The organism is Hymenobacter qilianensis (assembly GCF_014489555.1).
GTDB lineage: Bacteria > Bacteroidota > Bacteroidia > Cytophagales > Hymenobacteraceae > Hymenobacter > Hymenobacter qilianensis.
Genome location: NZ_CP060784.1, coordinates 771893 through 783615 on the forward strand (window position 1 = coordinate 771893; position 11723 = coordinate 783615).

Consider the following 11723-nt stretch of genomic DNA (forward strand, 5'->3'; position numbering starts at 1 on the left):
TTAGTTATCAACAGGTTATAAACATATTGTGGAAAGCTAATTTACCAGCTGAGCTTTAGCCAGCGATTCTTCCACCTGCTCGCGCATTCGCCGCATCGACTCACGCGCAAAGCGGCGCTGCAACATCCGGCCAAACAGCTTAAAGCCCAGCCAATAGAACGGGTTGCGAATACGCCCCAGCTGTGAGTACGCATGAATACGAAACTCAACCCGGCCGGTTTGCAAATGCTTATGAACAGTGAAGTTGATTTCTCCGCGCTCAAAATGACCTTCCAGCGTCCGGTAGTTGTAGCCCCACACCTGCTCGGGGCCAGTATCGGTGGTGCGAGTTTCGTCGAAAACGCCCCCCACACGCACTCCAAACCAAAAGGTGAAGAACAGAAACTGCCCGCGCAGCAATAGCGTGCGCTTTTCCAACGGATCGTCGGGCACAAAGATGCCGGTAATCAGGTCGGGCGGCGGGAAGGTATAGTTGAGCAGTACTTGGCGCGCGGCGGTCCAGGAGCCGTGCTCGGCGGGCGGGCCGGGGGCCTCGGGGGGCAAATCGGTGGCGTAATCATCTACGTGCCAGCCGGTAGCGGTGGTGTACTCGTAGGCGCGCTCGGGATCGAAGTTGTATTGGGCTTCATTAAACGAGGCCAAGCGGGCACGGTGCAGCTCCCAAAGCGGCGGCGCAGTCTTGGTCTCAGCCTTCATGTCGCACTTCGGTTGTGGTGTCGTCCTGCTTTATAGTTTCCACCGAAACCGGCCCCAGCGGCAAGCCCCCGCAATAGTCGGCCACCCGCTCACAGAACGTACGCCAGGTTTGCTCCTGCACCTGTTTGCCAACCCCGATTGTGTCGTAGGCAAAAGCCACCAGCCCGTCGCGGGAGCGCGCCCAGGAATGAATTTCGAATTGCAGCGTGTCGGGCAAGTGCGGGTGCTGACGCAGGGTAAACCGTATACGGCCCGCTTCAGGATGGTTTTCGAGCGTGATCAGCTCAAAGTAATCAGCGCCCATTTCCGTAACCCGCACGCTGCCGTTCCAGGGACCAAGAATGCGAATTTTGAACTCGTCGCCCACGGCCAGGCAATGATCCTTGCCTTTGGTTTTCTCAAAATTGGCCAACAAATCGGGCGAGAAGCGCTCCATTTCGCAGGTAATCGTCTGAAAAAGATCCTCGGCCGACAGGTTGGAGTGCTGAAAAGAAACTTGGTAGCAGCGTTCAAAAAAGGGCCCGGAGCCCGTGCTGGCTGGTTGTTCGGCTTTGCTCATGGGAGGTTCGCGGCTAAAGTGTCCGCATACTTTACTTAACGCAGGCGGGCGGCCAGAGTTGAAGCGTGGGGCAACGGCTACAGAGCTTTTCGGCCAAAGGCTGGGCTTCCAAACGACCTGCTCACGCATCAGTCGCTGCTTATACAATTGAAAGCCGGTGACTTTTCTCACCAAAAAAAGCCCCCAGAAAAACTCTGGGGGCTTTTTTGTCAATTTGCTTCACCGATCAGGCGCAGCAGCAGCGGACTAGTAGCCCGGATTCTGGGGCAGCTTCCAGGTTTGGGCATCCTCCAGCGAGATGGGCACCAGTGGCACAGGGTTTACGGAGGTCTCCGTGGCTACGTGGGTGAGGGCGCGGGCCCGGACATCAGCCGGCAAGCTGGCCATGTAGCGCCCCGTCCGGATCAGGTCCCAAAGGCGCAGCGACTCTTCTCCAAACTCTACCCGGCGCTCGTGCCAAATGGCATTCAGCAGGGCTTGGCCCGAGAGGCCGGGGCCAGGTCGGGCAGAGTGCCGGCTGGCGTATTGGCTGGCGCGTAGGCCAGCGAGCCCACCGTGGTGCCTGGAGGCCGGGTGGAATTGCGGGCGCGTTGCCGCACCTGATTTACTAGTGCTACCGCTTCCGGACCGCGATTCGTTTGGGCAGCAGCTTCAGCCTTCATGAGCAGAATATCGGCGTAGCGCATCTTGCGGATGTTCTGCGGACCGGAAGCATTGTTGTTGGGGGCCAAAATGGCCACCTTCCGGCTCAGATAACCTGTGGCATTCTCCGTCCTATCAATGGTTTGGCGGATGCCCAACACCACATCACCATCCTTAATGATGGTAGCTTCCAGGCGTGGATCATTCGGCTCGAACTCGTTCACTAAGCTCTGGGTGGGGTTATTGAAGCCGTAGCCAAAGGTTTTACGATTATTCTGGAAGATGTTGTTTGTGGTACCCACCATGATAGGGCCATATCCTTCATTAGAGGTAGCAAACTGAATTTCGAATATCGATTCGCTGCTGTTCTCGCCGATTTCCTGATGAATAGTCGCGTAGTTGGGCAGCAGGCTGTACTGGCCCGAGGTGATAATTGTGCTGGTTAAATCGTACACCTCCTGCCAAGTGTGATTGTTACCATTCACGGTGCCCAGCTGGTACATGATAACCCTGGCCAGGTAGGCATTAGCAGCGCCTTTCGTGGCCCGACCCAGATCGGCGGTGGCGTAGGCACTCTTTTCGGGTAGCAAGGCCGCCGCTGCCTTCAGATCCTTCTCGATAAAGGCGTACGTTTGAGCGATGCTGGCGCGAGTAACGTTAGTGCTTTCCGTCGGCTTGGGCGTTTGCTCGAATAGAGGCACTCCCCCAAACAGCTTCACCAGATTGAAGTAGAAATAAGCCCGCAGAAACAGGGCTTCGCCTTTAAGTCGCTGCTTCAGGGCTTCATCAATGGTGCCCGCGTCAATGTTGTTGATCACGGTGTTGGCGCGGGCAATGCCGGTAAAGCTGTGCACCCACAGGGTAGTGACCGGGGGGTTGCTGGGCGGAATGTTCCAGGTTTTGAGCTCCGTTATAGTCGGGAAGTCGCTGGGAGAGCTGCCCTTCTCGGCGTCGTCGCTCATCACGTCCCCGAACATCCATTCATACGTTTGGGCCACGAACGGGCCGTTACCCCACTTAGGTCCCTGGTCCCAGGAAGTGACGTCGTAGATGCCGTTTACGGCCTGCACAGCGTTGGTAGGATCGCGGAACAGGGTTTCCTGGGTGGTAGCACCCAGGGGCTCTTTATCCAGGAAGCTCTCGCAACCCTGGGAAAGCCCGGCCAGCAGCATAAAGGCTATGAGGCGGGCGGTTTTCATCTTGGCTATCATCTGTAGACTAAGAATAAGCGTTAAAACTGAAGGTTGAAGCCCAGGCGGTAGGTGCGCGCCTGTGGGTAGTTGCCGTAATCTACCCCGTAGGCCAGGGGATTATTGAAGAAGCCGGCAGTGGAGATTTCCGGGTCGTAGCCGGTGTACTTGGTGAAGGTGAACACGTTATCGACGGAAGCAAACACCCGGAAGCCGTTCAGGCGAAGCCGTGAGCCCAGGCCGCTGGGCAGCGTGTAGCCCAACTCCATGTTGCGGGCGCGCAGGTAGCTGCCGTCTTCCACGTGGCGGCTGCTGAAGCTGTCGTTGCCTCTGGGGCCGTTGTTGGTGTCGTTGGAGGTGATGCGGGGTTGGTCGCTGTTAGGGTTGGCGGGCGTCCAGCGGTCGAGACGGGAGGCGTAGAAGTTGCTCCACACGCCCACAAAGTTGCTGGACTTCGACAAGGTGAAGCCCGCGCCATTGACCAGCTCCGCACCCTGTACACCGTAGAGTAACACCTTGAAATCGAAGTTGCTGTACGACAGGTTAATGGTGCCGCCATAGGTAAAGTCCGGCGTGGCGCTGCCAAGGTAGGTGTTGTCAAGGGAAGTGATTTGACCGTCCCCGTTCACGTCCTGATAACGCACGTCGCCGGGCTTGGCGCCGGGCTGAACCCGCCCCCCGGCGGCGTTCGTGTACGCATCAATCTCCGCCTGATCCCGGAAGATGCCATCCACCTGCAAGCCGTTGAAGTAAGCCACCTCGCGGCCCACGCCCGTGAGAGTCGTGTTGCCCGTCTGCACCAGCACGTTGCCGCTGGCAATGGGGTTGGCCCCGCCCAAGTCGGTTACTTCGTTGGTGATGCGAGTGAAGTTGGCGCCCACGCTGTACTGAAGCTTCCCGATTTCGTTGCGGTAGTTAAGCGCCAGCTCCAGGCCGCGGTTGCGCAGCGAACCCACGTTGGCACTCGCTGGCGCTTGGCCCACGTAATCAGGTACGGGCAGCAGGGCAATCATGTCCTCCGTGCGCCGGATGAAATAGTCGGCCGTCAGCGAGAGCTTGCTGTCAAACAGCTCGGCGTCAATGCCCACGTCCGTGGTGATGGAGGTTTCCCACTTCAGACTCGGGTTGTTGAGTTGGGTGATGGCCAAGCCCGGCGCCGTGGCGTTGTTGAATACGTACAGTTGGTTGTTGGTCGCCACCGAGGCGTAGCCGTAGTTAGGCGCGGCGTTCTGGTTGCCCACGGCCCCGTAGCTAGCGCGCAGCTTCAACGCCGATAGCATGGCTACCTCCTTCAGGAAAGGCTCGTTGGAAATGTTCCAGGCGGCACCCACGGAAGGAAATACACCGGTCCGTACAGGAGCCAGGAACCTCGAGGTCTGGTCGAAGCGCAGAGTGCCGGTCAGCAAGTACTTGTCGCGGAAGTTGTAGTTGGCCCGGCCGAAGTACGATAAAAGCCCCGCATCGTACTGGGAGCTGCGCACGCCGTTGTTGGCGCTGCGGTTAGCCGAAATGTACTGCAAAGTAGGGTCAGCGGGCACATTAAAGCCCGTAACGGAAATGCCGTCGCCGTAGCCGCGCTGCGCTTCCTGGCCCAACGTAGCCGAAACGGAGCTATTCTGGCCGAGGTCCAGCGTATAGTTGGCATAGTTCGACCACACCCACGAGATGTTCTGGTTGCGGGTTTCAATCAGCGCGCTTTGGGCACGTTGATCTAAGGGACCAAGGAAGTACTGAGGCTGGTATGCTTTCGGGTTAAAGTTGTTGTAATTGATACCGAAAGAAGACCGGAACGATAAGCCTTTGGCCAGCGCAACATCAACGTAGGCCGTGGAAAACAGTGTGTTGGAGCGGGTCTTGCTGAACTTCTGCTCGTCGAGGTAACGCAACGCATTGGGCACGTTGGTGAGGTTGTCGTACGCAAAGCCTCCGTCGGGCAAGATGGGGTTGTGAATAGGAATGTTTTGGGTAGCGTACTCCAGCACCCGGTAGTTAACCGTATTGCCCGTACCATCAGAACTACCCGTGGTGTTGGTGTTGGTAAACGTGGCCGAGACGCCCGCCTTCACGTGCCGGGTCAGCACGAGGTCATCGTTGACGCGAATCACGTATTTCCTAAACTCCGAGTTTTTCAGAATACCATCCTGCTGGAAGTAGCTGCCGCTCACCAGAAAGCGATTTTGCTCGGTGCCGCCCGAGGCGGATAGGCTGTAATTGGTGATCAGGCCGCGCTGGGTTAACAGGTCCTGATAGTTGGTGCCAGTGGCTCCGCTCTGAATGGCTTCTTGCAGCCGCGGCGCGTAGTCGGCGGGCACTGGGCTGTTGTTATTCGTATACGCCTCCGTCACCAGCGTCGCGTACTCGGCAGCGTTGGTCAGGTCGAGCTTCTTACGGATCTGCTGGAAGCCAGTGTAGCCCGTCATATTGAACTGGGTTTTGCCAACTTTGCCGCGTTTAGTAGTAATTAATACTACGCCATTTGCTCCCCGCGAGCCATAAATGGCCGTGGCCGAGGCGTCTTTCAGGATTTCGGTCGACTCAATGTCGGTGGGCAGCAGAAAGCCGATGTCGCCCGTTTGAATGCCGTCTACCACGTACAGCGGGTCACTGTTGTTTATGGTACCCACGCCCCGCACCCGAATCCGAGTGCCCGCGCCGGGCTGCCCACTGTTGGAGGTTACCTCTACACCTGCCGCGCGCCCTTGCAGGGCTTGCACCGGGTTGGAAGTAGCTACCTGAGCGAGCTGCGCCCCGCTGACGGAGGCCACTGCGCCCGTCAGGTCGCTCTTGCGGGCCGTGCCGTAGCCAATTACGACTACTTCACTCAGGGCCTGTGTGTCTTCGGCCAGGGTTACAGTCAGATTGCTGGTAGCACCAGTTACGGGTATTTCCTGGCGGCTGTAGCCCACGTAACTGAATACTAGCACGCTGTTCTCGGGGGCTTGCAGGGTAAAGCTGCCATCGGCTCCGGTACCGGTGCCCGTAGTAGTGCCTTTCACCACCACCGTTACGCCCGGCAAGCCGCCACCTTTGGCATCCACTACCCGCCCCGAAACGGTCACGTCCGCAGCTACTGAAACGTTTGCGGTAGGTGGCACAGAAGGAAGGCGCAACACCACGCGATTATTATCCACCTCATATTGGATCTTCAGAGGTGCCAGTATTTCGTCTACAACAGCTGAAACGGGCTTGTCTTGGGCCTGTACAGTTACTTTCCGCTCGGCGTTTAGCAGCTGTTGGCTGTACACAAAACGAATGTCGGCCTGCTTAGCAATCTGATGAAGCGTTTCAGTAATCGTTTGCGCTTCTACCCGTAAAGTAACTTTGCGGTCCAGCACGGCCTGGGCCACGGCGGGCCGCGCCGTGGCGGTACCGGCCAGCACGCACAGCAGCAGCACGTGTACTACTGCCGCCCCTATGGGGTACCGGAAGGGCGGAAAAAAGTGTAATAGCTTTTTCATGGAATGGATTTAGTGGTGGTGGTAATGGAGGTGAAAAAGGCAACTAGTGTTCACTTAACACTTTATGATTCAGATCTTTCATTTTTATTTTGTGCAGATATGCGCGGCAATTAGCCCCCCAGCGGCGGCTGACAGCCCTTGCTGTGCATGATGATCTGCGCATCCGACAAGCTGTAATAGGCATCCAGCGACTTGCACAGCAAGCCCAGCTTTTCAAATAAGGGCTCGTCGTAGAAGGTGATGCTGACGGTGCAGCCAGCCAGCGTGGCTTTATCGTACTCGATGTCAACTCCGTAGGCTTTTTCCAGGGCCTGTAGCACCTCCGTCACGGGGCGCTCCTCGAACTCGAAGGACTGCGGCGCCAGCACCACGGGCTTATCAACCAGTTCCTTTTTCAGCCGCCGACTGACGGCAGAGTACACCACCTGCTGATTGGGCAGCAGCAGTATGCTTGGGGCGGCCAGCGGCGCCGTGTCGGACGTGGCAGGTTTGCGGGCTTGCACGGCTACTTTTCCCTCACTTACCGCTACCGAGGCCACTTTGCTCTCGGCGTAGGCCTTCACCCGGAAACTGGTACCAAGCACGGTAGTCACTACCTGGCGGGTGAAAACCAGGAAGGGGCGCGCGGGATTTTTGCTGACCTGAAAAAAGGCTTCTCCCTGAAGATATACTTTCCGCTTGGGGCCCGTAAATGCCGTCAGATACCGCAGCCTACTACCCGGATGCAGCGTGATCCGGCTTTTATCCGGCAATTGAAACTGCTGCACCTGCCGGGTCGTGTTGCGGTGGCGGGTCCACCCATCGGCGGCCGCTACCGTTGGCTGGGACTGGCGCGTGTGGGAGGACTTGGTAAACAGCAGCAACAGCCCCAGGCTAAGCACCAATAGCACCAGCGCGGCGGCCTGCATCTGAGGCTTCTGCCAAAAGCTTGCCGGATGAACCAGTACGCGGGTTTCGGAAGCAGCGGCGGCTTTAGTCTGCTGATGGAGGCGCTGCCAAATGGCATCTTCCACCGCTTCCTGATTCTGACTCAGCAGCACCGTGCCGTCGGCCTCCTCCAAATGATTGTACCACTGCTCTACCCGCGCCCGTTCGGCGGGCGTGCAGCGGCCATCGAGGTAGCGTTGAAGCAAGGCGTAAAATTCGTCTTCAGTCACTGGATAAGGGGTTTAGCAAGCTTCCACTTATCAAGTCAGCGAACTAGCCAGTAACCCTAAACCCATTCTGGCTTTTTTTGCAAGAAAAGCCACACCAATTTGCCCCCACCAGCTATGTAACTGCCAACGTGCGTTTTACCTTACTGTAAAAAAGTAAACAAAGAGAGCGTAAGCACCAAAAAGTCGCGCAGGTAGCTCCGCAGCAGCTTTAGCGCCTTGGTCAGGTGATACTCCACCGTTTTTTCCGAGAGGTTGACCCGCACCGAGATTTCGGGTACGGTACAATGCTCCAACCGGCTGAGCTGAAATACCTGCCGGGATTTTTCGGGCAGATTCTCCACACCGGCCAGCAAGGCGTCGTTCAAGTCATTGAGGGCCAGGAAATTTTCGGTATTAGCCGTACTGGACGACGCGTGAAGCTGGCAATACAGCTCATAGCCCGACTTCAGCTTCCGTGATTTGATGAAGTTGATAATCCGGTACCGAACGGCCGAAAACAAGTACTGATCGAGCTGCTGAATCTGCAGGCTGGCGCGCCGGCTCCAGAGGTCGGCCAGCAAGTCCTGAACCAACTCCTCGGCTTCTTCCCGCTGCTTAAGCTTCCGGTAGGCCACCGTGAACAGCCGATAACAGTAACGCTTATAGATCTCCTCGAATGCACCCTCATCATCTGCCCGCAAAGCTTGCAGCAGGTCAGCGTCGGTGTAAGAAGCGTATAAGCGAACAGAAAAGGACTTCACGAAATTCAAATAATGTAAGCGACCAGACACATTGCCATTACACTGCTTGTCAGTAGCTTACATGCCAGCCCCAACCAACTTGCCCCCCGGCTAAGCTAGTCAAACCGGGCTGGGCGCGAATTGATTCAAGCTAACGACCGGGATTTGGCTCATAGTACGCAAAAAAGTTGGCGTTGAAACACCATTCGTCAGCTTTTCCAACAGCCATTCGTAGAAGGGAAATTTGCCCCCAGCCTTTCTCCCGCTATATGTACCGCCCCTACCACCCGCCCGCCGACCCCATCGTAGTTCGCGACCTGACCCAGCAGCAGGAAGAAATGCGCACCCGTGTCCGAATAGAGCCCCTCCACGCCGAGCCTACCTTCATTGCCGGCTGTGACTCCTCATTTCCCACACCGGAAACCATTCTATCGGTGTTTGTGCTGCTGCGTTACCCCACGCTGGAGTTGGTGGAGAAAGTTTATCATGTAGGCCCCGTAACGGTGCCGTATGTGCCCGGCTTTCTGGCGTTTCGCGAAGCGCCCAACCTGCTGAAAGCCTACGAAAAGCTTCAACAAAAGCCCGATGTAATTATGGTGGATGGGCACGGCATTGCGCACAAACGCCGCATGGGTATTGCCGCTCACCTCGGCGTGCTGCTCGATACGCCTACTTTCGGGGTGGCCAAAAGCCTGCTCACCGGCAAATTTGAGGACCCCGCCCCACGGCCGGCAGCCGGTCGCCGCTGCTCGACAAAGGCGAATTAATCGGGGAAGTGCTGCGCACCAAGGACCGCGTGCTGCCTGTATTCGTCAGCCCTGGCCACCGCTGCGACCAGGCCAACGCCACGCGCCTCGCCGTAGCCTGCACCCGCGGCTACAAGCTCCCAGAGCCTACACGCCTGGCGGATCATTGGGCCGAGCAGTTTAAGAAAGAGATTCGCTGAGGCTTCCCATGACTTGTTTTTGCCTGCAAACGGTAGACGGTCATGCAGAGCACAGCGAAGCATCTCGCGTGTTTAGCTGGGTTACTAATCTGGTGTCAGCACGCGAGATGCTTCGCTGTGCTCTGCATGACGTTCTTATTTAAGCTTGTAAGAATAATCAAACTGCGCCGCCAACCCCCGAATCCGTAAATGCCTGCTGTAAGGCCGCCAGCGATTCGCCCGCCGCTGTAGACAGCGCCAGCAGCTCCGCTACAGCGGCATAGACTACTCGTGGTGAGTTGGTTGCGCCTACTATTCCCCGATCAAGCGGTTGCTGCTGCGATTTGGATAATTTTTGCCCCCCAGCACCCAATAGTAAGCCGTGGTGGATGAACTGAGCGTGAGCAAACCCAGCCGTAGTGGGCAACTGAGAAGCTAAAAAAAGCTGCGCGGCCGTACTCGGCAATAAGTCCTCGCCGCGCACGATGAGCGTAGTGCCCAGGCGCAGATCATCGACCAGTGAAGCCACTTGGTAAGCGGGCATTCCGTCTTTTTTGCGTATTACAAAGTCGCCCATAGTGGCTGCCAAATCTGCCTGCAAAGGGCCGCGCCACGCATCGACGATGGCAACGGGCGTGGCAGGCACGCGCACGCGCCAGGCGGCGCCGGCCGTAGCAAATGTGGCCTGACAGCTCCGGCACCCGCTTTCGGGCATCGTTGCCGGGCTGGGGGCAAATTGCTGGTGCGCGAGCAAGTGCAGGCATACACCAACCCCGATTTCGAGCGCAAATCATCGAGCATAGCTTGATACTCGGCCAGATGATGCTGCTGCGAATACGCTTGCTCAAACTCTTCCGCATCGCGGGGACCGGTGTCGTAATCGAGCCCAAGCCAGCGGATGGTCTGGAAGATATTCTCCAGGTAAGCCGGGCGCAAACGGGCGCGGTCGAGGTCGTCGATGCGCAGGTGCAAGTGGCCGCCGGCCCGGCGCACGAGCAGCCAGGTGAGTACAAAGTTTACGGCGTTGCCCAGGTGCAGGTAGCCGCTGGGCGTTGGGGCCAAACGTCCGCGTACCGGGTCATTAAAAGCTACATTAGCCATGTTGGGGAGCAAATTACGCACTTGTCCCAATCCGCCGCGGGTTTGGTAATCGAACAAAACCTTTGACGGGCAAGCCGGTACAACGAGAAGCTTTCTACAACCTCCTCTATGCTGCGTCGCTACTTATTCTGGGCCCTGGGCCTGTTTGCACTGCTGGCCGTGGGTGGCTTTGTGGCAGGATGCTCCATTTCGGCCCCCAAATACCGCGGCCCCGTTTCCGACCATTTCAATGGCGAAACCTTCCAGAATGCGGGCGGCGTAAAAGCGCAGGAAGGAATGGGTCCTTTGCTGAAATGGATGCTCAACCGCGACAAAGGTGAGTGGCCCGAACAGCCCGATTTGCCCCCCGGACCCAAGCCGCCCACCCGCGTCGGCCGCGGGCAGGTGCGCGTCACGTTTGTCAATCATGGCACTTTCCTGTTGCAGTTTGATAGCCTGAACGTGCTGACCGACCCCATCTGGAGTGAGCGCACCAGCCCCTACCAGTGGATTGGCCCCAAGCGGCTGCGCCCACCGGGCCTGCGCTTCGACGATTTGCCCCCCATCGACGCCATCGTCATCAGCCACAACCACTACGACCACCTCGACCTGAATACCCTGCGCCGCCTCGCCGCCCGCGACCAGCCGCGCATCTTTGTGGGGCTGGGCATCAAAGCATTTCTGGACGAGGAGAAAATCGGCAACGTAACCGAGCTGGACTGGTGGCAGGCCTTGCCGCTTAGTTCCACGGTAAAGCTCACCGCCGTACCCGCCCAGCACTTTTCCGGCCGCGGCCTGCGCGACCGCGACGCTACGCTGTGGGCGGGCTGGGCGCTGAGCACCACGCGCGGCAACATCTACTATGCTGGCGACACCGGCTACGGCCCGTTTTTCAAGGAAATCGGGGAGCGGCTGGGGCCAATTGAGTTATCTATTCTACCCATCGGCGCTTACCGGCCCGAGTGGTTTATGGCTCCCATTCACATCTCGCCCGCCCAAGCGGTGCAGGCCCACCAGGATTTGGGCGCCCGCCGCAGCATTGCCACCCATTTCGGCACCTTCCAGCTCGCCGATGATGGCCTAACCGAGCCCGTCACGGATTTGCGTAAAGCACTACGCGCTAAAAATTTAGCCGACAGCGTTTTTCTGGTTTTACCCGAAGGCGCTGGCTGGACCATGAAATAATGAATACCCACTGGACACATTAAGCTCAACAATTCAACAGGATCGAAACCCATACTCGTTATTGATAGTATATAGCCTTAGTTCAATAAAAGCCTCCCTTTTAATTAATTCC

9 protein-coding genes and 2 pseudogenes are annotated in these 11723 nt (G+C 57.6%); 2 read left to right on the forward strand and 9 right to left on the reverse strand.

Translation table 11 applies throughout. The features are described from left to right. Window positions 1-36: 36 nt before the first annotated feature. The 7 genes and pseudogenes from H9L05_RS03525 to H9L05_RS03555 all read right to left on the reverse strand — a co-directional run bounded on the left by H9L05_RS03525 (window position 37) and on the right by H9L05_RS03555 (window position 8442). A complete protein-coding gene (locus H9L05_RS03525; RefSeq protein ID WP_187733051.1) occupies window positions 37-696 on the reverse strand; it encodes a DUF1990 domain-containing protein in 660 nt (219 codons plus the stop codon). Further along, a complete protein-coding gene (locus H9L05_RS03530) occupies window positions 686-1255 on the reverse strand; it encodes a DUF1990 family protein (protein WP_187733052.1) in 570 nt (189 codons plus the stop codon). The genes H9L05_RS03525 and H9L05_RS03530 overlap by 11 nt, the downstream gene beginning before the upstream one ends. Window positions 1256-1501: 246 nt before the next feature. Further along, window positions 1502-1732 (reverse strand): annotated as a pseudogene (locus H9L05_RS24730) (RagB/SusD family nutrient uptake outer membrane protein); the annotation flags it as partial. Then, the gene (locus H9L05_RS03540; RefSeq protein WP_317175093.1) at window positions 1723-3108 is read right to left on the reverse strand and encodes a RagB/SusD family nutrient uptake outer membrane protein; all 1386 of its coding nucleotides are present in this window, start codon (window positions 3106-3108) and stop codon (window positions 1723-1725) included. The gene H9L05_RS03540 and the pseudogene H9L05_RS24730, both read right to left, overlap by 10 nt. Before the next feature lie 20 nt (window positions 3109-3128). Then, window positions 3129-6545: a TonB-dependent receptor gene (locus tag H9L05_RS03545; protein WP_187733054.1), complete on the reverse strand. Its 3417-nt coding sequence runs from the start codon at window positions 6543-6545 to the stop codon at window positions 3129-3131. A gap of 110 nt (window positions 6546-6655) precedes the next feature. After that, window positions 6656-7702, reverse strand: a complete 1047-nt coding sequence (locus H9L05_RS03550; protein ID WP_187733055.1) for a FecR family protein — start codon at window positions 7700-7702, stop codon at window positions 6656-6658. Window positions 7703-7842: 140 nt separating this feature from the next. Beyond that, entirely contained in the window at window positions 7843-8442 is a 600-nt protein-coding gene (locus H9L05_RS03555) for an RNA polymerase sigma factor (RefSeq protein WP_187733056.1), read from the reverse strand. Window positions 8443-8759: 317 nt separating this feature from the next. Between H9L05_RS03555 and nfi the strand changes: the two are divergent. Beyond that, window positions 8760-9367 (forward strand): annotated as a pseudogene (nfi, locus tag H9L05_RS03560) (deoxyribonuclease V). 157 nt (window positions 9368-9524) lie between these two features. Here the strand turns inward: nfi and H9L05_RS24735 are convergent. Together H9L05_RS24735 and H9L05_RS24740 are read right to left on the reverse strand one after the other, a co-directional pair. Next, window positions 9525-9998, reverse strand: coding sequence for a glutamate--tRNA ligase family protein (locus H9L05_RS24735; RefSeq protein WP_187733057.1), 474 nt, complete (start codon window positions 9996-9998; stop codon window positions 9525-9527). Further along, a complete protein-coding gene (locus tag H9L05_RS24740; RefSeq protein ID WP_187733058.1) occupies window positions 9908-10447 on the reverse strand; it encodes a glutamate--tRNA ligase family protein in 540 nt (179 codons plus the stop codon). Before H9L05_RS24740 ends, H9L05_RS24735 begins: the two co-directional genes overlap by 91 nt. A 108-nt stretch (window positions 10448-10555) precedes the next feature. Between H9L05_RS24740 and H9L05_RS03575 the strand changes: the two genes are divergently transcribed. Further along, window positions 10556-11611 (forward strand): MBL fold metallo-hydrolase, encoded by a 1056-nt coding sequence (locus H9L05_RS03575; RefSeq protein ID WP_187733059.1) that lies wholly within the window; start codon window positions 10556-10558, stop codon window positions 11609-11611. Window positions 11612-11723 lie beyond the last annotated feature (112 nt).

What these genes read in the sequence shown, in the direction of transcription:
- H9L05_RS03545 (WP_187733054.1), bottom strand. Translation starts at nt 6,545, where the DNA reads ATGAAAAAGCTATTACACTTTTTTCCGCCCTTCCGGTACCCCATAGGG.
- H9L05_RS03540 (WP_317175093.1), bottom strand. Translation starts at nt 3,108, where the DNA reads ATGATAGCCAAGATGAAAACCGCCCGCCTCATAGCCTTTATGCTGCTG.
- H9L05_RS03530 (WP_187733052.1), bottom strand. Translation starts at nt 1,255, where the DNA reads ATGAGCAAAGCCGAACAACCAGCCAGCACGGGCTCCGGGCCCTTTTTT.
- H9L05_RS03575 (WP_187733059.1), top strand. Translation starts at nt 10,556, where the DNA reads ATGCTGCGTCGCTACTTATTCTGGGCCCTGGGCCTGTTTGCACTGCTG.
- H9L05_RS03525 (WP_187733051.1), bottom strand. Translation starts at nt 696, where the DNA reads ATGAAGGCTGAGACCAAGACTGCGCCGCCGCTTTGGGAGCTGCACCGT.
- H9L05_RS24740 (WP_187733058.1), bottom strand. Translation starts at nt 10,447, where the DNA reads ATGGCTAATGTAGCTTTTAATGACCCGGTACGCGGACGTTTGGCCCCA.